Annotated in this window: 14 protein-coding genes and 1 riboswitch; of the genes, 7 read left to right on the forward strand and 7 right to left on the reverse strand. The window is 59.6% G+C overall.

What is annotated here, in order from left to right; all coding sequences use genetic code 11:
• Positions 1-25 precede the first annotated feature (25 nt).
• Positions 26-1,138, forward strand: coding sequence for a DUF917 family protein (locus tag JK202_RS00230; RefSeq protein WP_211556905.1), 1,113 nt, complete (start codon positions 26-28; stop codon positions 1,136-1,138).
• 3 nt (positions 1,139-1,141) lie between these two features.
• Positions 1,142-2,785, forward strand: a complete 1,644-nt coding sequence (locus tag JK202_RS00235) for a urocanate hydratase (RefSeq protein ID WP_211556909.1) — start codon at positions 1,142-1,144, stop codon at positions 2,783-2,785.
• Positions 2,786-2,855: 70 nt separating this feature from the next.
• On the opposite strand, the gene metF is transcribed toward JK202_RS00235, so the two are convergent.
• Positions 2,856-3,737: a methylenetetrahydrofolate reductase [NAD(P)H] gene (gene metF / locus JK202_RS00240; RefSeq protein WP_249199479.1), complete on the reverse strand. Its 882-nt coding sequence runs from the start codon at positions 3,735-3,737 to the stop codon at positions 2,856-2,858.
• Positions 3,738-3,828: 91 nt separating this feature from the next.
• Positions 3,829-6,126: a 5-methyltetrahydropteroyltriglutamate--homocysteine S-methyltransferase gene (metE, locus tag JK202_RS00245; RefSeq protein ID WP_211556911.1), complete on the reverse strand. Its 2,298-nt coding sequence runs from the start codon at positions 6,124-6,126 to the stop codon at positions 3,829-3,831.
• 109 nt (positions 6,127-6,235) lie between these two features.
• A riboswitch (cobalamin riboswitch) is annotated at positions 6,236-6,437 on the reverse strand.
• A 62-nt stretch (positions 6,438-6,499) separates the two neighbouring features.
• Here metE and JK202_RS00250 point away from each other — a divergent pair.
• On the forward strand, positions 6,500-7,453 hold the full coding sequence (locus JK202_RS00250; protein ID WP_211556913.1) for a metalloregulator ArsR/SmtB family transcription factor: 954 nt from the start codon (positions 6,500-6,502) through the stop codon (positions 7,451-7,453).
• A gap of 125 nt (positions 7,454-7,578) precedes the next feature.
• The gene (locus JK202_RS00255; protein ID WP_249199480.1) at positions 7,579-9,792 is read left to right on the forward strand and encodes a TonB-dependent receptor; all 2,214 of its coding nucleotides are present in this window, start codon (positions 7,579-7,581) and stop codon (positions 9,790-9,792) included.
• 171 nt (positions 9,793-9,963) lie between these two features.
• Here the strand turns inward: JK202_RS00255 and JK202_RS00260 are convergent, their stop codons facing one another.
• Positions 9,964-10,752, reverse strand: coding sequence for a deaminated glutathione amidase (locus JK202_RS00260; RefSeq protein WP_211556920.1), 789 nt, complete (start codon positions 10,750-10,752; stop codon positions 9,964-9,966).
• Positions 10,753-11,386: 634 nt separating this feature from the next.
• Between JK202_RS00260 and JK202_RS00265 the strand changes: the two genes are divergently transcribed.
• The gene (locus JK202_RS00265; RefSeq protein WP_249199481.1) at positions 11,387-13,195 is read left to right on the forward strand and encodes a hypothetical protein; all 1,809 of its coding nucleotides are present in this window, start codon (positions 11,387-11,389) and stop codon (positions 13,193-13,195) included.
• 21 nt (positions 13,196-13,216) lie between these two features.
• Here the strand turns inward: JK202_RS00265 and JK202_RS00270 are convergent, their stop codons facing one another.
• The 3 genes from JK202_RS00270 to JK202_RS00280 are packed head-to-tail and all read right to left on the reverse strand — an operon-like array spanning position 13,217 to position 18,765.
• A complete protein-coding gene (locus JK202_RS00270) occupies positions 13,217-16,294 on the reverse strand; it encodes an efflux RND transporter permease subunit (protein WP_211556927.1) in 3,078 nt (1,025 codons plus the stop codon).
• Between the two features lie 9 nt (positions 16,295-16,303).
• Entirely contained in the window at positions 16,304-17,473 is a 1,170-nt protein-coding gene (locus tag JK202_RS00275; protein ID WP_211556928.1) for an efflux RND transporter periplasmic adaptor subunit, read from the reverse strand.
• On the reverse strand, positions 17,470-18,765 hold the full coding sequence (locus JK202_RS00280) for a TolC family protein (protein WP_249199482.1): 1,296 nt from the start codon (positions 18,763-18,765) through the stop codon (positions 17,470-17,472). Before JK202_RS00280 ends, JK202_RS00275 begins: the two co-directional genes overlap by 4 nt.
• 181 nt (positions 18,766-18,946) lie before the next feature.
• Between JK202_RS00280 and JK202_RS00285 the strand changes: the two genes are divergently transcribed.
• Positions 18,947-19,630, forward strand: coding sequence for a Fe2+-dependent dioxygenase (locus JK202_RS00285; RefSeq protein WP_211556930.1), 684 nt, complete (start codon positions 18,947-18,949; stop codon positions 19,628-19,630).
• 364 nt (positions 19,631-19,994) lie between these two features.
• Positions 19,995-21,710 (forward strand): EAL domain-containing protein, encoded by a 1,716-nt coding sequence (locus JK202_RS00290; protein ID WP_349291804.1) that lies wholly within the window; start codon positions 19,995-19,997, stop codon positions 21,708-21,710.
• Positions 21,711-21,765: 55 nt separating this feature from the next.
• Here JK202_RS00290 and JK202_RS00295 read toward each other — a convergent pair whose 3' ends face one another.
• Positions 21,766-24,072 (reverse strand): TonB-dependent receptor, encoded by a 2,307-nt coding sequence (locus tag JK202_RS00295; protein ID WP_211556932.1) that lies wholly within the window; start codon positions 24,070-24,072, stop codon positions 21,766-21,768.
• Between the last annotated feature and the right edge of the window lie 132 nt (positions 24,073-24,204).

Raw genomic sequence — 24,204 nt, forward strand, 5'->3', positions numbered from 1 at the left:
CGCAGGACGACAAGGATGACGCAGGATGGGTAGAATTCTGGTTGCAAAAGACGTGGAGGCCGCAATCCTTGGCGGATCGGTCTTCGCCTGTGGTGGTGGTGGCTGGGTCGAGCACGGCCGGATGTTGGGCACGGCAGCGGTCAATACCGGACAGCCGGAACTTGTCTGTGCGGAAGAGATTGAAGACGATGCCATTATTGCCACGGCAGCGGCGATCGGTGCGCCTGCAAGTACAACGGAATGGCAGATGCTGGGTGTCGACTACGTCAACGCCGTAAAGCTCGTCCAGAAAGAACTGGGACAACCGATTTATGGTCTTATGATCGGGCAGAACGGCAAGTCCAGCACGCTCAACGCCTGGCTGCCCGGCGCGATTCTGGGCACGAAAGTCGTCGATGCGGTCGGAGATATGCGGGCCCATCCTACCGGTGACATGGGCTCCATCGGCATGGCCAACTCCCCCGAGACGATGATTCAGGCGGTCGTTGGCGGCAACCGCTCCCGCAATGCCTATATCGAGATGGTCGCAAAAGGGGCGACCGCGCGGATTTCGCCCATCCTGCGGACCGCGTCCGATATGTCAGGCGGCTTTATCGCATCCTGCCGCAACCCGCTTCCCGCATCTTACGTCAAGCGCCATGCCGCGTGGGGGGGCATCTCCCGCGCGCTCGCACTGGGAGAAGCCATTCTCGAAGCATCCGGCAAAAGCGGAAGTGCCGTGATCGATGCCATTGTAAAAACGCTCGACGGAACCATTCTCGCGCAGGGCAAGGTCAGTCGCAAATCGGTCACATACACGTCCGAAGCGTTCGATGTCGGGACCATCACGGTCGGACAGGGCGCATCTGCCGTCACGCTGCATGTCATGAACGAATACATGGCCGTTGATGATGCGCACGGTCAGCGTCTGGCGTCCTTCCCCGACATCATCACGACACTCACGCCGGACGGTTACCCCCTGAGCGTCGGGGAGATCGAGGACGGCATGGAAATCCTTGTCCTGCACGTGGAAAAATCAAAGTTCCCCCTCTCGTCGAGTGTCGTGGATCCCAGCGTTTACCCGCCCGTCGAACGCGCTCTGGGCATCGATCTTGCAAGCTATGCGCTCGCTCCCTCCCCCACTGGCAAGGACTCCTGAGACATGACCAACCGAACTTTCGACGTCACGTCCGGCAACACGCTGCGCTGTCGGGGATGGCGACAGGAAGGGCTGCTCCGGCTTCTGGAAAACGTGCTGTCCGTCGGGGAAGATCCCGACAACCTTGTGGTCTACGCCGCTCTGGGAAAAGCCGCCCGCGACTGGCCGTCCCATGACATGATCGTGCAGAGGCTGAAAACCATGCGTGACGACGAGACGCTCATCGTCCAGTCCGGAAAGCCGATCGGCGTGGTCCGCACGCATGAGCGCGCGCCCATCGTGGTCATGGCCAACTGCAACATGATCGGGCAATGGGCCAAGGCGGACGAGTTCTACAGGCTGGAGAAGAAAGGCCTGATCTGCTGGGGCGGCCTGACGGCTGGCGACTGGCAATATATCGGCTCTCAGGGTGTCATTCAGGGAACCTATGAGATCTTCCGTTGCATCGCCGAGCGCCATTTCAGTTCGAACCTGTCCGGCAAGCTGATCCTGACATCCGGTCTGGGCGGCATGGGCGGCGCGCAGCCTCTCGCCGGACGTCTGGCCGGTGCCGTGATCCTTTGTGTGGAAATGGACAGCACGCGCATCAACAAGCGTATGGAAGCCGGTTATCTGCAGCATCGGGCAGAAACACTCGATGAAGCCCTGACACTGGTTGCTGAGGCCCAGCGCAAGGGCGACGGCTGTTCGATCGGCCTGCTTGGCAATTCAGCCGACATCCTTCCCGAGATCCATGCCCGCGGGATCGTTCCCGACATCGTCACGGACCAGACATCCGCGCATGATCTGGTTTACGGTTATATTCCTGCCGGACTGTCCATCGCAGACGTTCAGACCCTGCGGGAAAAAGACCCCGAACAACTCGCCGGGCTCTCGCTGACATCCATTGCCCGCCATGTTCAGGCCATGCTGGATTTCCAGTCAGCCGGATCGATCGTCTTCGACAACGGCAACCTGATCCGCACGCAGGCCAAAAAGGCGGGGATCGAGAATGCTTTCGATATTCCGATCTTTACGGAAGCCTATCTACGCCCGCTTTTTGCCCGCGCGATTGGACCGTTCCGCTGGATTGCGCTGTCGAACGATGAGGACGACATCCGCAAAATCGACGATTATCTGCTGGAAACATTCGCGGATAATCCGTCCGTTGTGAACTGGATCACACTGGCCCGGGTGCATGTCCCGTTTGAAGGACTTCCCGCTCGTATTGCCTGGCTGGGTCATGACGCCCGAACGCAGGTTGGCCTCGCCGTTAACAGGATGGTTCGTGAGGGCGTTCTGGCAGGGCCTGTCGCCTTCACACGCGATCATCTGGACGCCGGTGCCATGGCCCATCCGAACATCATGACGGAAAACATGAAAGACGGTTCGGACGCCATCGCAGACTGGCCATTGCTGAATGCGATGCTGGCGTGTTCTTCCCAGGCCGATCTGGTTGCCATCCATTCCGGAGGGGGCGGCTATGCCGGCTACATGACCAGCGCAGGCATCACGATCGTTGCCGACGGGTCCAGCGAGGCAGATGAACGGCTACGGATCGCCCTGACGAACGATACCAGTCTGGGCGTCATGCGCTATGCCGATGCCGGCTATAAAGACGCGCATCATGAAGCGGAAGAGCGCGGCATCCGCTGGCTTTCCCTGTAGCCAGACGCCAAGCGTCCTGTCGGCTCACTTTACTGGTCTTCTGAACAGGACCCGCCAGTGAAGTGGCTTTTCAGTTCGCATCTTCCAGCCCGAGAAGCCGACACAGGGCAATCCCCGGTTCAGCCCGGTTCAGCGTATAGATGTGAAAACTCTCGACCCCATGTTGTTGCAATGCGCGGCACATCATGGCGGCCAGCGCAGTCGTGATCTGTGCACAGATTTCCGGCTGTTCCTCCAGGTCACTCACCTGCCTCAGCAGCCAGTCCGGAATATGCGCTCCACACATTCCGGCAAATTTCCGCGCCTGCGACACATTACCGATCGGCAGAATGCCCGGAACAATCTCTGCGGTAATTCCTGCCGCGATGGCGGCGTCCCGAAAACGGAGAAATGCTTCGGGGGTAAAGAAAAACTGCGAAATGGCGCGCGTGGCCCCTGCATCCAGCTTGCGGCGCAGGTTATCCAGATCCGCCTGCGCGCCCTGCGCCTCCGGATGAACTTCCGGATAGGCCGCAACCGAAATCTCGAATGGCGCCACGTCCCGCAGTCCCCGCACAAGCTCCGCAGCCGAGCGATAGCCATCCGGATGGGCTACAAAACCCGCTTTCATATCCGGCGCATCACCCCGAAGTGCCACAATATGCCGCACTCCTGCCTCCCAGTAGGCGCGCGCCACATCATCAACCTCCTGACGGGACGCCCCTACACAGGTGAGGTGTCCTGCGACCGGAACGCCTGTTTTCTGCCCCAGACGCTCGGCCGTGCGGATGCTCCTGTCGCGCGTGGAGCCCCCTGCCCCATAGGTGACGGACATGAACCCGGGCCCATAAGCGGCAAGACGGCGGCCCGTGCTCTCCAGCGCCGCCTCCGAAGCCGGTGTTTTGGGCGGGAAAAACTCGAATGAAACCCTGGGCTTGCGCAACGGCGCCAGCATTGAAAGATCAACGGACATATCATCCTCGGACAGGACTGAAAGATGGAAGACTACAGGCCGAAGAGGAGGCAGCCTGAGCCACCTTCTCTTCGCCTCACGAAACAAAAAATCAGGAATCCACTGCGGTCCGCAAAAGACGCGCCGCAGCCACCATGTTCGCAATCGCAGGCTCGACTTCAGGCCATCTGCGGGTCTTGAGGCCGCAATCCGGATTAACCCAGATCTGCCGGTCTTCCAGACGTACCCGTGCCGCACGCAGCAGTTCGGCCATTTCCCCGACAGTCGGAATGCGGGGGGAATGAATGTCATAAACCCCCGGACCGATTTCAGCGGGATAGGCATCCTGCACAAAGGCGTCGAGCAGCTCCATCTTCGACCGCGCGGTCTCGATGGAAATGACATCCGCATCCATCGCCGCAATGGCGACAATGATGTCGTTGAATTCCGAGTAACACATATGGGTATGGATCTGCGTGCGATCCGCGACCCCTGATGCCGTCAGACGGAAGCTTTCCACGGCCCAGTCCAGATAGGACTTCCAGTCCCTGCGCCGCAGCGGGAGCCCCTCCCGCAAGGCCGCTTCATCAATCTGGATCATTGCGGCACCAGCCACTTCCAGGTCCAGAACTTCGTCACGTATGGCAAGCGCAATCTGGCGGCATGTCGTTGCACGCGGCTGGTCATCACGAACAAACGACCAGTTGAGGATCGTGACCGGCCCCGTCAGCATCCCTTTCACAGGACGCTCCGTCAGGGACTGGGTATAGCGCCACCACTCAACCGTCATGGAGTGCGGACGCGATACATCGCCGAAAATGATCGGCGGCCGGACGTACCGTGATCCATATGACTGTACCCATGCGTGCTTCGTAAACACGAAACCAGAGAGCTGCTCGCCGAAATACTGCACCATGTCATTGCGCTCGAACTCGCCATGCACCAGCACATCCAGCCCGACCTCTTCCTGCCAGCGCACAGCCTTGCAGGTTTCTTCCCGCAAAAATGCCGTATACTGATCGTCTGAAAGAACGCCCTTCGCATGGGCAGCACGCGCAACGCGGATATCCGGCGTCTGGGGAAACGATCCGATGGTGGTCGTCGGAAACAGGGGCAGACCCAGCCGGGCCTGTTGCTCTTCACGACGGGTGGAAAACGCCGCATTGCGGCGGCTGAGTTCCGGCGTGACGGTCATAAGACGCGTCTGAACCGCCAGATCATGAATCCGCGGCGAACTACGCCGCAGACTGGCGGCACGGTCCGAAGCCTCCAGAACATCCCGCACGGCATCCCGCCCCTGCTCCAGTGCCGTCGCCAACGTGCGCAGTTCCCCGATCTTCTGCACGGCAAACGCCAGCCACTGGCCGATTTCCGGGTCCAGATCAGTCTCACGCGCGAGATCGATCGGCACATGCAGCAATGAACATGACGGCGCGAGCACAAGATTGCCGCGCGCCCTGAAAGCAGGCTCAAGCCCGTCCAGCAGCTGGCTGAGATCAGCCCGCCAGACATTGCGGCCATCGACAACACCCAACGACAGCAGAAGATCCGGCCGCGCCTTGCCCAGCACCTCTGCCAGCTGTTCCGGCGCCCGGATCAGATCCAGATGCAGCCCATGAACCGGCAACGAAAGCGCAGTTTCGAGATTATCGTCCAACGCCCCGAAATACGGCGTCAGCATGATCTTCAGAGCCGGAGCAGCCTCCGTCAGAGCTGCATAGGCCGCCTGAAACGCCTCCCGCGCCATATCATCCAGGTCAAGCACCAGCCCCGGTTCATCGAATTGAACCCAGTCCGCCCCTTCTGCGACCAGCTGCTTCAGGACCTGCTCGTAAACAGGCAGGACACGCTGCAGAAGTCCGAGCGGATTGATGTTCTGCTCATCACGGATTTTAGCCAGAAGCAGATAGGTCACAGGGCCCAGCAGTACCGGCCGCGTCTGGATATCCTGCGCTTTTGCCTCCCGATATTCGTCCACAACCTTTGATGTAGACAGCTCGAATATCTGATCCGCCCTCAGATCTGGAACGAGATAATGGTAGTTCGTATCGAACCACTTCGTCATTTCTCCGGCAGTTACGCCGTGTGCACAATCCTTCTGCCCCCCGCGGGCCATTGCGAAATAGGTGAGCGGATCGACAGTCCTGCCTTTCCAGCCATAGGCCTCGGGGACGGCGCCAAGCATGGCCGAAATGTCCAGAACATGGTCATAGAGCGAAAAATCGTTCGACGGCACGATATCCGCGCCATGCTCCTTCTGGCAGGCCCAGTTGATCTTGCGCAGATCTGAGGCGGTGCACAAAAGCGCATCAAGATCCGAACGACCCGACCAGTAGCTTTCCAGTGCGGTCTTGAGTTCACGACGCAAACCGATGCGCGGAAATCCGAGTGAGGCGACACTGACGCCCATGATGACATTACTCCCAAATTACCGGCCGAAGCCGTTTGGGCAGCAGGAGCCATGCGCATCCGACCTTTCCGGACACGGTGGTTCCCTCACTATCCGGACACCCCGCCGGAAAGCGTGCTGCGGCCCTGGCAGGTCTCCTGACTTGCGGGTCATCATCGTCATACCGTCTTCCCGGATACGAAAATCCAGTGACATCGTGGCACCGACTCACCGCTTACAGTTGCGGGGACAGTGCTGGCCTCACACCAGCTTCCCTCTTGGCTCCACCCGGATTCACACCCGGCTGGAGAACCATGGCGTCCCGAGATAGAACCATCCAAAACACACTGTCAAACTAATTGCGTATATAATGATACTGTTATATAGTTAGTTCATGACACAGTCTCTGATCCTCTTCCAGGCGCTGGCCGACGCTACGCGCCTCCGCATCATCGCTCTCCTGCGCCAGATGGAACTCTCTGTGGGCGAACTCGCGCAGGTCCTTGGACAGAGCCAGCCACGGGTGTCACGTCATCTGAAAATCATGGATCAAGCCGGGCTGATCTCCCGCCGCAAAGAGGGCAACTGGGTCTTCCTCACCCTCGGCGACCGGCAGACAGTAGCCCCCGCCCTCGCTGCCATGGACGTCTGGGATCAACATCCTGACGCCGAGCGCCTTGCCGACTGCGCGCGCCTCACGGCCGTGAAAACCGTTCGTGCCACCGAAGCCGAAGACTGGTTTGAAGCTCATGCCGCCGAATGGGACAGTCTGCGTTCCCTGCACGTCCCTGAAGAGCAGGTAGAGACGGCCATCCTGCATAGTCTGGTGGCACAGCCCCTGGGACGCCTGCTGGACATCGGCACGGGAACGGGCCGTATGATCGAACTGCTAGGCCCCGAAGCGGAGCGGGCCATCGGCGTAGACCGTAGCCCCGCCATGCTCAGGCTGGCGCGATCCAAACTTGATGAAAACACGTCCCCCCGCATCGAGTGGCGACAGGGCGACCTCTACGCTCTTCCACTCGGCGCCGCCTCCGTTGATACGGCCGTCATGCATCAGGTGCTGCATTACGCCCAACATCCGGGGGCCGCAATCAACGAAGCCTACCGCGTCCTGACCCCCGGCGGCCGCCTGCTGATTGTAGATTTCATCACCCATAATCACAGAGAGCTCCGCGAACAGGCGGCCCATGCATGGCTTGGCTTTTCAGACGAAAACATGCACCGCTGGCTTCAGGATGCAGGCTTCGAAAACATCCGTACAACCACACTGAAAGGCCAACTCGATGTCATGCTGTGGCTGGCCGAGTGCCCCCCAGCCTCAATCGTGGAAAGCCACAGGTCATAAATATAGCATATTGAATAATATAACGCACATGCTTTAAGGATATCCTGCCCCATCACCATGATGGCTGAAACCCAGTCCGCAGGTTGCCTCTTATGTGTTCCAGTTTGTATAGCAGTTGCTATTTTATGATTGTCTTGCTATTTTCTCGAGCGCGCTTCCACACATATGGCTGGATGGCGATCAGCCTGATCCTTTTCTGCGCAGGCCACGCCTTTGCCGCAACGTCCGAAAAAAAATCCCGGACCGATGAAAAATCCACTTCTCCGAAAGTGCTCCCAGCCTCCGAACGAATCAGTGTCACAGGACATCTGAACGATGAACGCGCCCGCATTTTCCCGGGCCTCGGCGCCGTGGATTACAACATCGACCAGCGCCAGATCACGACCACCCCCGGCGGACAGAACGCAGCCTTCAGCCAGATCCTCCTCCGCGTCCCCGGCGTGGTTCTCGACAGCTATGGCGAAGTCCATGTCCGCGGCGAACATGGCGGCCTGACCTATCGCGTCAACGGCGTGCTGCTGCCGGAAGGGCTGAACGGTTTCGGACAGGAACTCGACACGCGCATCATCCAGTCCGTGGACCTGCTGACGGGCACGCTGCCCGCCCAGTTCGGCTTCCGCACCGCAGGCGTGGTGGACGTCACGACCAAGACCGGCGACAGCCTCAAACACAACCAGGTCTCGCTGTATGGCGGCAGCTACAACACGTTCGTCCCGTCCGTGCAGTTTGGCGGCCAGCATGGAAAACTGGACTATTTCACCACCCTGTCCTTCACCCGCAACAATATCGGCATCGAAAACCCGAGCAACACGTTCCGCGCCATCCATGACGTGACCGAACAGGAAAAAGCCTTCGCGTATCTGTCCTACCATCTCGACGACGCAAGCCGGATCACGCTGCTGACGAGCGCCTCCTACGCGGATTTCGAAATCCCCAACTCGTTCAAGACATTCGATACGACCAGCCCGGACTACACGACGCTGTACAACGTCGCGGGCGTCAATCCGCATGACCCGTCCATGAACTGGGCCAATCTGAACGACAGCCAGACCGAACAGAACTACTATGCCGTGCTGTCCTATCAGCGCACGACCGAGAAGCTGAACCTTCAGGTCTCACCCTATTTCCGCTACGGCCGGATCGACTACACACCGGACCGGGACCGCGACCGCGACCGCGACCTGATCTATCAGGGCGTCTCGGAACATGAAGTCAACGACTTCACCACCGGCGGCATACAGGCCGACCTGTCCTACGACATCGCCCCCCATCACACCCTGAGGGCCGGTCTACTGGGGCAGTACACGTCCGAACGTCTGGATACCAATACGCTGGCCTTTCCCGTGGACGACGCCGGAAACCAGAAATCCGACATCGCAAAACGCATGATCGACAATACCGGAAACTGGTCCGTCGAAGCGGGCGCCTATATTCAGGACGAGTACAAAATCACCCGCACCCTGACCTTCAATTACGGCATCCGTTACGATCGTTTCGCCTCGTCTTTCGACAATGAAGGACAATTAAGCCCACGCGCGAACATGGTCTGGAAGCCCAGCCGCACCACGACGCTGCATCTCGGCTATTCGCGCTATTTCGCCCCGCCTTCCCCGCAATATGTCTACCCGTCCACACTCGCGCGCTTTGCAGGCACCACCAACGCGGCCGCGAACACGATCAACAGCGCTACAAAAGTCGAGAAATCGCATTACGTCGATGGCGGCATCCTCCAGCGCATCACACCCGAGTTCCAGATCACGCTCGATGCCTACGCCAAATGGGCGCATGACCTCACCGATCTCGGACAGTTCGGCCGCGCGGTCATCCTCGCCCCCTTCAGCTACAAACGCGGCCGCGTCTATGGCGCGGAATTCGGCAGCTCCTGGCGGCACGGAGCATGGTCGCTGTTCGGCAATTTTTCGTACGTCAAAACCTCGGCCCGCGACATCAATTCGGCGCAGTACCAGTTCGATCTGGCGGAACTCGCCTATATCCGCAACCATGCGATCCAGCTCGACCATCAGGGCGAATTCACCGCCACCGCAGGCGCCTCATGGACCACGAAACACGACATGGCCTATGTCGATTTCGTCTATGGCTACGGCCTGCGCAGCGGCTTCGCCAATCTGGAAAAAGAGCCGCAATACGACGTCTTCAACGTCGGCTACCAGCACACCTTCATGAAAGTTCCGGTCGGCCATGACATCAAAATCCGCGCGGACGTCATGAACCTGTTCGACAAACGCTACCAGCTCCGCAATGGCAGCGGCGTCGGCATTTATCAGGCCCAGTACGGCCAGCGGCGCGGCACGTTTTTCTCAGTTGTCTCGGAGTTCTGAAACACCTGAGCATGAAGCCCTTATGATCACCCGAGACATCCAGTCCGGCCAGCAGCAATGTAAAACTTACGCTGCATGCTGGCATGTTTTCTACCAAATGCTTGCGACAAGGTGACTTAAAGCAGGCGCTAACGCCTTCTTGGATGATGTATCACAGGTTATGCCTTCGCCTTACTGAGCGGCGAGAACAGGTGGAGCGAAACGACGGTTTTCCAGCACTGGAAGAACATGACGCGCATGAGCAATCCGCTCGCGGTCCAGCGTGGCGAAGCCCAGAGCCGGCGCTTCCCCCAGTGCCAGCGTCACGACACCCAGCGGATCGACAACCATGCTGAATCCGGTATTCCGCGTCCCACACTCCCCGACAGCCACGACGTAGCACGTGTTTTCCAACGCCCGCGCCACCGACATGATTTCCCAGTGACGTTCCTTGCCCGGCCCCCGCACCCATGCGGCTGGCAACAGCAGAACCTCCGCACCCGCAAGCGCCAGATGACGCGCGAGTTCAGGGAAACGCACATCATAACAGGTCATCAGACCAATCTTCATGTCTCCGATCTGCACTACGGGCGGCAGTTCCAGACCGGGAGACGTCCGCTGGGATTCTTTCATGCTGAAAGCGTCATAGAGATGCAGCTTGCGATACGTCGCAATAAAGGCTCCATCACGCAGTACAAACTGCGTGTTGTAAAACCGACCCTGGCCATCAGGAACGTTCACACACCCTGCGACGGCGATACCCTGACTGGCCGCGCGCAGACCTTCCATGAACGGACCATCAAGCGGCTGTGCCGTCTGGGGCAGAAGTTCCGGATTGTTGATGTCCTGCGCCAGGATCCCTTCCGGCAGGACCAGAAGTTCAGCCCCGCCCGCCCGCGCCTGCGCTATCAGATCGAGACACTGCCGCTGGTTGGTTTCCCAGTCCGGCGCGACTGCAAACTGTCCAAGAGCAACCTTCATCACTGCATCCCATTTTCAAAAAAGCTGTTCATGCGTCGATATCTGTCGCGCCAGCATGCCTGACCTGCACGACGGGGTGAAGACAAAAGGCTTTGATACTTTTTCTTACAGGAACAGATCACCTTGCTGAAAATCAGAAGAAAAGATGAATTTGAAGATAATCCGAAGTCGACTTACCGGACGGAGGAACAGATTTAAAGTCTGCAGGATGGTGTCAGACACACACCTGAACAATACAGAAAGTTATTCAGTAACGTAGTTTGCTTATTTTTCCTTTCTACCCCTTTGGGAGCCCATACCCGCATTCGTCCCTTTTAAAATAACTTCACAATTCCGTTACCGGCCCTGCAAAACCGTCAGGAATATTTCCTCCTTCCCCGCCTACCTCCGCAGGCCGTAGAGCTGCAACGCGCACCTGAAAATATTTTTAGGAGCTATCGCACACGAGTTCATGCACATGTTCAGGACATCTTTTGACATGGGGGATTAATTGACTCTGTTGACCTTCCGCACGCTGCGGTCCCTGCGGGTATCGGGACGCGGATATCTGTTTCTCGGAACGACCCTGGGCGTCTTTCTTATTGGAACATCGGCCCGGGCCGATGATGATCTCGTTTCGAGGATGGAACAGGAAATGAGCCGTCTGCAGGCGGCACAGGCTCATGTGCAGGAAGAACAGCGCGCCATCAATCATGATATGGCCGTGCTGAAAGAGGAAATTGCCAAACACCACGCTTCAGGCACTTCTCCGTCCCGCTCCAGTTCGCCTCATGCTGAACAGATTGCCGCTCAGCCAGACCATTACGGGCGTGTTACAACTGCATCCGTCCGCCGCCGTGGTAACAAAACGCCACAGCCATTTGAGCCTTCGGGTTCTGGTCATGAAATGACGGCCGCATCAGGGCAGGAGCCAGTCCGTGGCGCTCAGGCCCGTCGTGACAGGATGTCGCTCTCACCGACGGGACGAGGACTTGTCGACAACGACAAGGGATCAGAGCTCGACGTCGTCGGCCACCGCGCCGAGGATGTTGTCGTTCGTTTTGCTGAAAACGGTGTCGGCCCTCATCCGCGTGAAACGCTGGGCGCACAGGCCGCAGGTGCCGTCGGCGATCACGGCGTTTTCCATCTCGGCCCCGTAACGCTCATGCTCGGCGGCTTCGTCGATACGGCTGCCGTGCTTGAAAACCGGCATGTGGCGTCTGACACGTTCAATTACTGGCAGGACATGCCGTATCCGAACCAGCCGCGTTACCACACCAACAATTTCGACGGAGGCGCACGCTACAGCCGCCTGTCCCTGCTGGCACGCGGCAATATCGACTCTGAATCCACGATCTCCGGCTTCTTTGAATCCGATTTCGGCGCTGGTGCCGTTACGACAGACCCGTATGAGAGCAACAGCTATTCCTTTCGCATGCGTCAGGCCTATCTTGCCTATGACGACAACAAGGAAGGCTGGCATTTCCTGGGAGGGCAGGCCTGGAGCCTCCTGACACCGGGCCGTGCGGGTATCGTTGCCCGTCAGGAAAGCCTTCCGGAAACGATTGAAGCCTCCATGCTCGCGGGCCAGACCTGGTCGCGCCAATGGCAGGTCCGTATCGTGAAGGACTTCTTCCATCATCGTCTGTGGACCGGTCTCTCGATCGAAAACCCTGCCACGCTGTATGATACGACCGGATTTTCCGCAGCCAACGGTGCGGTGTCGATACCCAACGGTTCCACCGTCACGATCGGTGAGAACGGCGTTGGCCTGACCAATGACACGACCAATTTCTCCAATGAGATCGCCCCGGATGTCATTGGCAAGGTCGCCTACGATCCCATCTGGGGTCATTATGAAATGGAAGGCATCCTGCACTTCCCCCATGACCGCGTGACGATGGGCAATACCGGGCATAACAACACCGCCATCGGCGGCGGCACGGGCGGATCAATGATCCTGCCGCTCATTCCCGGCAAGCTCGAACTGCGCATGGCCGGGCTCGCGGGCTGGGGCATTAACCGTTACGGCTCCGTCCTGCTGCCCGATGCCACGCTCAAGGCCAATGGCAGCCCCGATCCGCTCTTTGGCGTGCAGGCACAGGCGGGTGTCATCGCGCATCCTAACCCGCGCATCGACGTCTACGGCTATTTCGGCACGCAGCGCGTCGGCCATTCCTATTTCAACGACAATGGCGCCTCTTACGGCTACGGCAATCCCGGATATTCCAACGCGGGCTGCCTGCAGGAGCTGTCTTCCCTGTCCTGCACGGCCAACACCCGCAGCGTGTCCGAAATCACGATCGGCGGCTGGTGGCGCTTCTTCAAGGGCAAGTTCGGCACTGTGGAAGCAGGCACGCAGCTCGCCTATTCGCGCAGGCAGATCTGGTCCGGCATCGGCGGCGATCCGCATACCAGCATGAGTCAGATCTTCTTCGACTTCCGCTACCTGCCCTTCCAATGAGGGTACACGCTCCGGAGAGGCTTACGCCTTGTCCGGAGCTTCCCGGCCTTCACGGCCGAAGAACCGCGCATAAAGCGTCGGCAGTACGAACAAAGTCAGCAGCGTCGAAGAAATCAGCCCCCCGATTACAACCGATGCCAGCGGCCGCTCCACTTCCGCGCCGGATCCGCCAGAAAACGCCATCGGGAAGAACCCAAGACTAGCCACGGATGCGGTCGCCAGCACCGGTCGCAACCGGCTCCGCGCGGCCTGAAACGCCGCCTCCGCCGCCGCAAGTCCTTCCTGCCGGAACACCCGGATCTGGCTGACCAGCACCACGCCGTTCAGGATCGCCACGCCAAACAGCGCAATAAACCCGATCCCCGCCGCAATGCTGAACGGCAGCCCCCGGATCGCTAGGGCGAAAATGCCGCCCGTCGCCGCCATTGGCAGATTGGCGAAGACCAACGCCGCAGCGCCGAACGATCCCAGAGCCGCCACCAGCAGCAGGAAAATCAGCGCCAGCGCGATCGGCACGACAATGAACAGACGGTGCAGCGCGGATTGCAGGTTCCGGAACTGCCCGGCCCAAACCATCCGGTAGCCCTGAGGCATTTTTATCTTCTGCGCCACGGCCTGCTGCGCCGCCGCTACAAACGAACTCACGTCCCGCCCGCGAATATTGGCCTGCACGATCACCCTGCGATGGATATTGTCCCGGTCAATCCGCGACACCCCATCCGACAGCACGATATCCGCCACCTGCGACAGCAGAACCCAGCCCTGCCCGTCCGCCCTGCGCACCTGCAAATGCCCGATCCTGTCCACGGAACTGACCGCATCCGCCCGCAGCCTCACCTGCGTCGGAATGATCGCGCCCTGTACCGTCACCGGCTTGCCGACATGTCCGCCAATGGCCTCCACAACCGTCAGGATATCCGGCACCGACACACCGAGCCGCGCCGCCGCATCGCGGTTCACATCGATATGCAGGAACGGCACCGTACCACTCCCCTGCAACGCAACATCCGCCGCGCCCTGCACGCTCCGCAGTGTCTCGACCACCTGCCCGGCAATCCGGTTCAGTTCCGAGAGGTCATCGCCATAGATCGAAATCGCAAGCTGCGTCCGCACACCGGCGAGCAGATCGTCCATCCGCATCTGGATCGGCTGCGACCACGAATAGGCCGCATCCGGGCGTGTTTTCTGCAAGACATCATTGATTTTCGTAACCAGTTCCGCCTGCGTGGAGGCCGTTTTCCATTCTTCACGCCGGCGGAGAAAAATGAACGTATCGGTCTCGTTCGTACCCATTGGATCGGTCGGGATCGCCGCCGTTCCCGTACTGCTCACGACCGTCCGGACTTCCGGGAAGGACCGCAGGATCTTCTCTTCTGCCGTCACCCCGTCCAGCACCGTATCAAGCGACGCCCCCGGCAGGCGCGTCGAGGTCAGGACCAGCGAGCCTTCCTCAAGCTGCGGCACGAACTCCCCGCCAAGCCGGCCGCCGATCAGCACCGCCGCCAGAAACGCCACAGCCGTAACGATCAGAAGTCGCCCGCTGTGATGCTCCGTCCAGCGCAGGGCCGGTTCGTAATACCGCCGCACCACCCGCACGAAAGCGGTCTCCCGGTCCGGCTGAACCTTACGCATCAGCATCGCCGCAAGCACCGGAACACAGATGAAGCAGTAAGCCAGTGAGGCCAGCAGCGCCATGATGACCGTCTGCGCCATCGGCCGGAACATCTTGCCCTCGATGCCCTGAAGCGTGAGCACCGGCAGATAGACCATGATGATGACGAAAATCGCGAAACTGACCGGCTGCACTACGGCGCGAGCAGCATCCGCCGTCAGGGCCGCGAAGGAGTGTGGCCCCCTGCTCTCCCCGCGCTCGACCATGATGTGCTCCACCACGACGAGCGAACTGTCCACGATCATCCCGAAATCGATCGCGCCCAGACTCAGCAGATTGGCCGACACGCCAAACAGCCGCATCCCCGCCATCGCGGCGACCAGCGACGCCGGAATAACGGACACGATCACCAGCGCCGCCCGCCAGTCCCCCAGCACCACGACGAGCACAAACAGCACCAGAACCGCGCCGATCAGCAGGTTTTCCTTGACCGTATGGATGGTCTGTCCCGTCAGACTCGCCCGACTGTAGAACGGCTCCAGCGTCACGCCCGGCGGGAGGGACTGCCGGATTGTCGGCAGCACGCGGCCGATCGCATCCAGCGTCGTATTCGAGCTCGCCCCGGTCTGCATCATCACGACGCCAATGACCGCCTCACCCTGCCCGTCGCGCGTCACGGCTCCAAGCCGCGTGCGGGGACCAGCCGAGACAATGCCCATGTCCCGCAGCCGGATCACATGACCGCCCATGCCGAACTTCACGGGAATGGCGCCAAAATCCGCCAGACCGCCTACAAGCGCGCGGCCCACAACGACATTCTGCTCGGCATGATGCGCGATCCAGCCGCCACCGGAGGACGCATTGTTCGTATCGACAGCCTGCACGATATCGCCGACTGAGACGCCGAATGCCCGCATCCGAGCCGGATCAACCGCCACCTGGTATGTCTCGACCGACCCGCCATTGACGTTGACGTCCACCACGCCCGGCACCAGCCGAAGCTGCGGCACGACCGTCCAGGTCATGAGACGGTTCAGTTCCATCAGCGACAGACCGCCGCCCCGGATCTGAAGCTGCATGATCTCACCCATGCCCGTCGCGAGCGGCCCCATCGCGACACTCACGCCCGGCAGGGTGATGCTGTCCCGCGCCGCCTGCAAGCGCTCTGAAACCCGCGTCCGGTCCAGATCGATATCCGTCGCGTCATCGAACTGGAGATAGACCGCCGACACCCCCGTCCGCGACACGGAGCGCAGATCCGTCACGCCGGGAATCCCCGTCAGACTGGCCTCGACCGGGAAAGTGATGAGCTTCTCGACCTCTTCCGTCGCCAGTCCGGGTGCCGTCACGGAAACCATGACCTGTTTGGGCGAAATATCCGGCACCGGCTCGACCGGCAGACCCGGCACGGTCATCACCCCGCCGATCATCAGCGCGACGAGCAGGCCCAGCAGGACGAAACGGTTGGACTGGAAAAAATGCAGCATGAAACCCGGTCAGTCCGTATCCAGCCCGCTGACGAGCGACATGGATTTCAGGGCAAAACTCCCTTCCGTCACCACAGCATCCCCTGCCTTCAGATTCCCCTGAACGACAGCACTCTCATCCGTCGCCAGCCGCACCCGCACCTCGCGCGGGGCATACTGGCCCTCGGCGGTCTGCACATAAACTAGGTCATGCCCCTCGATCGTCTGCACCGCGTTCGACGGCACGATCATGCCGTCCACGGCCTCGCTGGTTTCAAGCGCCGCATCCAGCATGATCCCAGGTCGCAGAAACGCCACCGGCCGGTCCACGACACAGACGACCTTTACGAGCCCTGTCATCGGATCGGCCACGCCGTCAATTGTCGTGATAACCGCCCGGAACGGCTCGACCCGTGCATTGCCGGACGGCCGAACCGTCACAATGCCACCGGGCACCAGCCGGGACACCTCATCCGGCCGCAGATCCGCGACAATCCACACCCCCGACAGATCCACGACCGTCGCCACAGCCTGCCCCGGCGTCACATCCGACGCCACGGAGGTCTGGATGGATTGCACGACACCCCGAACCGGCGAAATCAGCGTGGACGCCTCATCCTGCACGATTTTTTCCGTCACGGAGGTGAACTCCTCCGTCAGGCGATGCTCGATCAGCCCGATATCCGCTTCCCGCGCCACAACCATGCTGCGCGCCTGCTGCACCGCCGCCTGACGCCGCCGCACTTCACCAACGGACACCGTACTGCCCACAAGCGACTGCCCGCGCCGGCATGCCAGTTCAGCCTCCCCGAGCGTGGCCTTCGCAGAGGCCAGCGCCGCCTGATCCTGCTCCATCTGAAGATGCAGCACATGCAGCGAATGATCCGTGTAATCGATGAGCGCCTGCCCCGGCACCACGTTCTGCCCGGGCGTCACCCGCACCGCCGTGACCTTGCCGTCCCCACTCGTGCGGATCACGACCGTCCGGGACAGATCCGCACTGACCCGGGCCAGCGCCGAGACCGTGTCATGCAAAACGCCCTGTCTGACGGGAGCGGTCTGAAGATGTTCGGCCGTCCGCGCTTCGGACCCAAGTTTCAGCGTCTGCATCCAGCCCGGCCCGTCCACGGCCCGCACAGGAGCGCAGGCAAGAGCACATAACGCCGCGCCACCGAGCAGAAAACGCACAAACCGGCTCATGGAATGGTCCCCGTCGCAACACCCATCCGGATGATCGCCGCGTGCCAGGCGATTTCCGCACGATTCAGATCCAGCAGCGCCCGATATGCATCCATCCGGGCCCGCAACGCCTCGATCAGCGGGGTCTCGCCCACCCGCCAGGAGCGCTCCATCCCATCCGCGCGGTGCAGCATGGAACTGGCCTCGACCCGCGAATTGGACAGCGATCCCGTCGCCGCCACCAGATGCGCCCGAACCTGCGCCATCTCGTTCCGCACGGCCCGGCGTGCCTCGACTTCCTGCCGCGTTGCCGCCGCCATACGGTCGCGCGCCGCAGATTCCTGCGGCGTATTCGTCACAGCACTCGGCAGCGGCACCCGCAGATTGACACCCACCTGCGTATCCCACGGGCTGCCAAACTGCCCCTGATCGATGGCATCGACGCCCACTTCCGGATTGGGCATGAAGCTTTTGCGCGCCAGTTTCATCTGGTTCTGCGCCGCAATCACGGCCTGATGCGTCGCCCGTACGCGGGGATCAACATCCTCGACCCAGCGCGCATCATTGGCCCGCGTCAGCCCCAGCCAGTGCTCGTCCGCCTGCGTGATGTCCGGAACACCCGGCAACCCCGTCAGCGTCCGCAACTGGCTCGCCGTAGTCTCGATTTCCTCAGCCGCCATGTCCGCTTCGCTGCGGGCCTGCGCCAGTTGCGCCTCTACCGCCTGCTGGTCCGACACCGCGATCTCGCCCACATGCCCGGCCCGCTGCACATCGGCCTCGATCCGCCGCAGTGCCGCCACTGTCGCCAGCGCCGCTGTCTGCCGGCGCATGGCCATGATCGCAGCGCCTGTCGCATCCACGACCCGCACCGCAATGGACATGCGCTCGACATCAAGGCGGACCGTTGCCGTCTTCGCCTCGGCTTTCGCCACGTTCTCGGTCGCCGTCCCCTGACCCGGCAGCCAGAGCGGCACGGAAACACCGCCCTGCCAGGTGATATACCCATGATTGTCCCCGCTGATGCGGTCATCATAGTAATCGCCCGTCAGCGTCGGACCTCCCGCGAACCAAGACTGCGCCGCCTTTGCCCGTGCGTCGGCAGAGTCCTGGTTAACCTCAAGCTCGATCCGCACGGGGTCGGTTTTCCAGGCGGCGGCGATCGCATCATGAACCGAAAGTGGCGCTACGATACCGCCTTCGGCGCGGCTCTGTTCCGCACCGGCAATACAGACCACCACCATGAGCGCCACGCCGGTCAGCAACCCACGCGACACCCCTGCACACCGCGCAACGCAAAGGGAATGAAATGCCATATTCCGTCTCATCCCCCGTCCCGCCGGACGTGTCAACGAAAGGAAATAAGACCATTGCTCCCTGCTGCGGAACGCAATACCCGCCTCCCGTTCCGATTGCTCCCCTCTCCAAAGGGCCTTATGACTCCATGATAAGAGTCATTCTCATTTCAACTCCGCCCGTTTTCAAGGCCCGACGCTCATGCTGATCCACATCCCGAATGTCCTCTCTCCCGAAGAAGTGCGCTATTTCCGCGACAGGCTGGAAGCGGCGGAATGGACGGATGGGCGCATTACGGCCGGGGAGCAGTCCGCGAAGGCCAAGCTGAACCTCCAGATCCCGCAGGACTCTCCCGAATGTCGTGAACTCGGCGAGATCGTCCTGCGGGCACTCGGCCGCAACCCGACGTTCAACAGCGCCGCCCTGCCTCTGCGGGTCTACCCGCCGCTCTTCAACCGCTACGATACCGGCATGCATTTTGACGCTCATGTGGATAACGCCATCCGCCCCATCCCGGGCGCCGGAATGCGCATCCGCACGGATGTATCCTCCACACTGTTTCTCACCGGGCCCGATGAGTACGAAGGTGGCGAACTCGTCATTCAGGACACTTACGGCATCCAGAGCGTGAAGCTTCCAGCGGGCGACATGGTGCTCTACCCCTCGACCAGCCTGCACAGCGTCAACCGGATCACGAGCGGCAGTCGCTGGGCCTCGTTCTTCTGGTCCCAGTCGATGGTCCGTGACGACACGAAGCGCAGGCTGCTCTACGACTTCGACTGCTCCATCATCGAAACCCGCAAGGCCCTGCCCGACAGTCATCCCGCCGTCCTCGGCCTGACCTCGACCTACCACAACCTGCTCCGTCAGTGGGCGGAACTCTGAATACAATGGAGTGACTTACCGCAAAGTCACGATCCATCAGGCGGCCGGGGAAGCCGATGGAATAGCGGCAGAAGCGCTCGCTCTTTTTTCACGCGCCATGCCTGGAGGTCGCAGGAAACCTAGCCTTGCACAAACACACTGATAAAAAACGTACCTGCCGAGGTAGATCAAATAAAACCTGACCACCTCAATATAAAAAAGACCAAGACATTGCAAAAGATTTCGGGAAATCGAGCTTCAGATCTCCGTAAAGCCTTTTAACGAACGTTTAATTATTGTATGATATTACTCAGGTCTCCTATCGAGAGAGTCAACCTGGGTGATGGAAAAACAAGAGGATGATTTCAGGAAAAGCCTGAATTATGTGAAGAACTGGCCCCAAGAGGCCCGTGATGACTTCGTACTTCACGCTCTGGACTGTTCCGCCATTGTTGCCATTACCGATACTCGCGGTCGTATTCTTTCTGTTAACAGCCGCTTTGAGGAAATCAGCGGTTACACCCGCGAAGAGCTCATCGGCAACGACCATCGAATGTTGCGCTCGCAACAGCACGACAAAAAATTCTTTCGTCAGATGTACCGCACTATCGCTTCTGGTCAGGTATGGCATGGCGAAATCTGTAACCGTCGCCGCGACGGCGCCCTGTACTGGGTCGACACAACAATCGTACCCCATATTTCCGAAAGCGGAAAAGTCACAAGTTACGTGGCAATCCGTTTTGACATCACAGCCCGCAAACAGGCTGAAAACCATTTGAAATCAAGCCGCCAGAAGCTTCAGAATGCTGTCAATACTGACTTCCTGACAAAAATATCTAACCGTCTTCATTTCTCACACACTCTGAGAAAAACACTTCGCACGAGTACCGAAAGTCACATTTGTCTGGCTTTGCTCGATCTCGACACATTCAAAACCATTAATGACACGTCCGGTCATGATTCCGGCGATCGGCTATTGCGCAAAGTTGCCGAAAAACTCCGCGCTTTCCAGAAAGACGGCTGTTTCATTGCCCGCATCGGGGGAGATGAGTTTGCCATCCTCATGACCGGCAACACACCGGCCCTGTTTGAAACGGTGCTTCTGAACATTCTCGAGCAGATGCGTTTCAGCTTCCGAAACCGCACCATGACACATGCCTGCACCGTCAGTATCGGTTACGTCTCCGTCCCTCTTCCCGATGCAAGGGAAAAAGCCCTTCTGAAATGCGCCGATCTTGCGCTCTATGCCGCCAAGACGGGCGGACGCAACCGCATCCGTAAGTACCATCCCGTCATGGAAGAAAAGCTCGATTTCGCAGCACGCCTCCGCAGAAGCGTCCAGACGAACCTGCGCAATCAGAGCATCCAGGTCTTCTATCAGCCCATCTTTTCCCTCAGCATACCTGGCCGTGTTTCTTTCGAAGCCCTCCTGCACTGGGACCACCCGCATCACACGGTGCTTTCCCCTCAGCATTTCCCGGAAGTTTTCGAAGACCCCCGACTGACCCTGACACTGAACACTTTCGTCACCCACCAGGTCATGCGGGATATGCGTCAGTTCCGCGAACAGAACATCCATTTCGAACGCATCGCCATCAACATTACTTCCTGCGACTTCGAAGGCGCCGATTTCTTTAAAAAAATCAGCTCTCTCGCTGACGAAATGGCTGTTCCCCTGAACACACTTGCGCTCGAAATTACTGAGAACATGTTCTCTCGCCCTCATCACAAACAGATTGAGCAGGAACTTGACGTCCTTCACCAGAAAGGAATCCAGATCTCTCTGGATGACTTTGGGACAGGATTTGCGTCCCTGACGCATCTCAAGACCATCACGTTCGACTATGTGAAGATCAACCGGGCATTCGTAGAGGGTCTTGAAAGACACGGAACGGATGCTGCGATTATCAAAGGCGTGATTGATATCGTCCACAGTCTCGGACGCAAGGTCGTGGCTGAAGGCATTCAGAGCGCGGCGCAGGTCCGCGCGCTGTTGGAAATGGAATGTGATTTCGTTCAGGGAGATTTTCTGTGCGAGGCGGTGCCGGTCATGGATATTCCGGCAGCGCTGGAAAAAATCCGGTACAAGGCGCTGCTGTAAACGCCCAGTCTCCGAATTGACCTGACGGGTCTTTTAACCCGTCAGGCTGGTGTCTTCAGAAACGCTGATCAATGCCGGTCAGGATTGTACGACGCAGACCGTACTGCGGCGCGCCCACACCAATGCCACTGCCGTCACGCAGCAGATAGGTCCGGTCGAACAGGTTGGTCACGTCAAGACGAAGCTGGGTCCGCTTGAGGAAAGGCACCTGGAACAGATCCTTGAAGGACTGGACCAGTGACAGGTTGAACGTCGCATACTGCGGAACGGAATCACCGTTCGGCGTGGCACCGTCAGCCCGCAGACCGCTGCCATAGACCATCGTCGCAGACAGACGCAGCGGATGACCCGTCCTGTGGAAGAACGAATAGCTTCCCCCAGCCGAAGCCGTCCAGCGCTGATCATGATCCAGATGGATCCAGTGCTTGCTGGTATAGGCCAGATCGTCCGGATCGAAGTTCCACTGAGCAGTGGTGATGTCCTTGCCGATGGCCCGCGACCAGGAGAAATTCCCGTACACGCTGAAGGCGCCGCGGGTATAATCGGTAGCGAATTCGTAGCCGTTAACCTGTCCGCGACGGTAGTTGAACGCCGACAGGATGACGGGAGAGCCGAACTGCCCTTCATCGATCATGTTCTTGGCCAGCTTCACATACGCATCGAAGGAAGCATGCCAGCCCGGCAGGATCGTCTGGGAGAAGCCCGCATCGAAGTAATGATCGCGCTCGGCCTTCACGTTACTGTTCTGGAATGTACCCGGAGCAGCAGAGGTGTTGGCGAACTTGTTGAGCGATGTTCCGCCCACCAGTTCGAACGGCGGCGGCGTGAAGTAACGGGAATAACCTGCATGGAACGTCCCGCCATGCCAGGGTTTGTAGACGATATTCAGGCGCGGGCTGACCTGCTTGGCATGGGTATATTCATCCACGCCATCAAACCGCAGACCATAATTGATCGTCAGGTTCTTCACAGGGCGCCACTCGTCCTGGGCATAAAGTCCATACATCCAGCCGGTACGGCCCGTGCCATCATGAATGGTGAGCGGGTTGTCGGAATAGACCGCATTACCGTCACCATCCTCACCGCTCTGGGGGTAGACAGTGGAATCCGATTTGGAAACGTTTCGTTCCACATAGATCTGATAGCCGAAGCGGACGGTATGATCCTTCGCGGCCTGCCATGTGGCATCCGACTGCGTTCCGGTCGAGAAGACCGAGCGGGCCGCACGCTGCGCAATACCGTTATAGACGAGATCACCCAGCGGATCGGGCGAGTAACGCAGGGAGCTGTAACGCATGACGGCGGACGTCTGGAAGCTCAGCTTGCCCATGTCCTTCTGCAGGGACAGGATGCCGAAATCCGTGATTTCCTTCTGATGCTCGGTCAGGCTCGAACTGTCGCCATTGCCGGAAAGCTGCTGCGACAGGTCGCTGCCGGCAAAGGAGGGATTGGCGAACTGGCGCTGCTGTCCCGGATTGTTGGGGAGCTGGTATTCGGCATTGGACACACCGGCCGTGAAGCTGATCCGGGTGTTCTCATCGACCGTGTAACGACCATGACCCAGGAAGTGATACTGGTTCGTCAGATCGTGGATCGCATTGAAGCTGGGCGTCGTATTTTCAATGCCCACACGATTGTGCACGAAATCACCCGTCGCGAACCAGTCCCACTTGCCGTGATGGCCGCCAAACTGCACGGACGGGAAGAAATAGTCGCGCGCACCGCCATAGATCGACACGTCACCGCCGGCATCGGAATAGCCGTTCTTGGTGTTGATATCGATTACGCCGGCCTGAAGAAATCCATACTCACTCGGCAGCGCACCAGTGGTGAGCGACATGGAGTGGGCGAAGCGCGTCATGAGCGTCTGTCCGAAAACGCTCATGCCTTCGGGAAGCGCCACACCGTCCAGACGGAACTGCACTTCGTTATGATCGCCGCGAACGTGGATCTGGCCGTAGCTGTCCTGTGCCACACCCGGTGCCTGAAGCAGCAGGGTGTTCATCGTTGCATTATCGCCACCCGGATTGGTTTCGATGGCCTGCCGCGAGAAATTATAGGTGGTTGCGCCCGTTGAAGGTTGCAGCGCAGCGCGGGCGCGTTCGAGATGGGCGTTGACGGTAATGTCATCCGCACCTGTGCGACTGGTTTCCGTCGTTGTCGTTCCATGCTGGTCATCGGTATGGCCAAAGCTGGAACGTGCGGCAGAAGCCTCATCGTCCGTCTGTGTTTCAGCAGGAACCGCAGCCGTCTGGGTAGACGTGGAAGACGGCGTAACCGACTGGGCAAAGGCGGAATCGGCAAGGGCGGTGGTGCAGCCCAGTAGCAGAAGAAAGGAACGGGCAGACACGATAGACGGCATGAAACCTCCGGACAGGAATGCGGCAGAGACGAAGGATTGTCAGAGCGGCTCTCTTATTATGTTATATCATAACAGTTCAAGCGAAATCTGCGTTCCTGGCCGTCCTCGTGCATCGAGCGTTGGCGCTGTTGC

Source organism: Gluconobacter sp. Dm-62, from assembly GCF_018256155.1.
In the GTDB taxonomy this organism is placed as follows: domain Bacteria; phylum Pseudomonadota; class Alphaproteobacteria; order Acetobacterales; family Acetobacteraceae; genus Gluconobacter.

What these genes read in the sequence shown, in the direction of transcription:
- JK202_RS00250 (WP_211556913.1), top strand. Translation starts at nt 6,500, where the DNA reads ATGACACAGTCTCTGATCCTCTTCCAGGCGCTGGCCGACGCTACGCGC.
- metF (WP_249199479.1), bottom strand. Translation starts at nt 3,737, where the DNA reads ATGTCCGTTGATCTTTCAATGCTGGCGCCGTTGCGCAAGCCCAGGGTT.
- JK202_RS00235 (WP_211556909.1), top strand. Translation starts at nt 1,142, where the DNA reads ATGACCAACCGAACTTTCGACGTCACGTCCGGCAACACGCTGCGCTGT.
- JK202_RS00285 (WP_211556930.1), top strand. Translation starts at nt 18,947, where the DNA reads ATGCTGATCCACATCCCGAATGTCCTCTCTCCCGAAGAAGTGCGCTAT.
- JK202_RS00280 (WP_249199482.1), bottom strand. Translation starts at nt 18,765, where the DNA reads ATGGCATTTCATTCCCTTTGCGTTGCGCGGTGTGCAGGGGTGTCGCGT.
- JK202_RS00270 (WP_211556927.1), bottom strand. Translation starts at nt 16,294, where the DNA reads ATGCTGCATTTTTTCCAGTCCAACCGTTTCGTCCTGCTGGGCCTGCTC.
- JK202_RS00255 (WP_249199480.1), top strand. Translation starts at nt 7,579, where the DNA reads ATGATTGTCTTGCTATTTTCTCGAGCGCGCTTCCACACATATGGCTGG.
- JK202_RS00265 (WP_249199481.1), top strand. Translation starts at nt 11,387, where the DNA reads ATGAGCCGTCTGCAGGCGGCACAGGCTCATGTGCAGGAAGAACAGCGC.
- JK202_RS00230 (WP_211556905.1), top strand. Translation starts at nt 26, where the DNA reads ATGGGTAGAATTCTGGTTGCAAAAGACGTGGAGGCCGCAATCCTTGGC.
- JK202_RS00295 (WP_211556932.1), bottom strand. Translation starts at nt 24,072, where the DNA reads ATGCCGTCTATCGTGTCTGCCCGTTCCTTTCTTCTGCTACTGGGCTGC.
- JK202_RS00275 (WP_211556928.1), bottom strand. Translation starts at nt 17,473, where the DNA reads ATGAGCCGGTTTGTGCGTTTTCTGCTCGGTGGCGCGGCGTTATGTGCT.
- metE (WP_211556911.1), bottom strand. Translation starts at nt 6,126, where the DNA reads ATGGGCGTCAGTGTCGCCTCACTCGGATTTCCGCGCATCGGTTTGCGT.
- JK202_RS00260 (WP_211556920.1), bottom strand. Translation starts at nt 10,752, where the DNA reads ATGAAGGTTGCTCTTGGACAGTTTGCAGTCGCGCCGGACTGGGAAACC.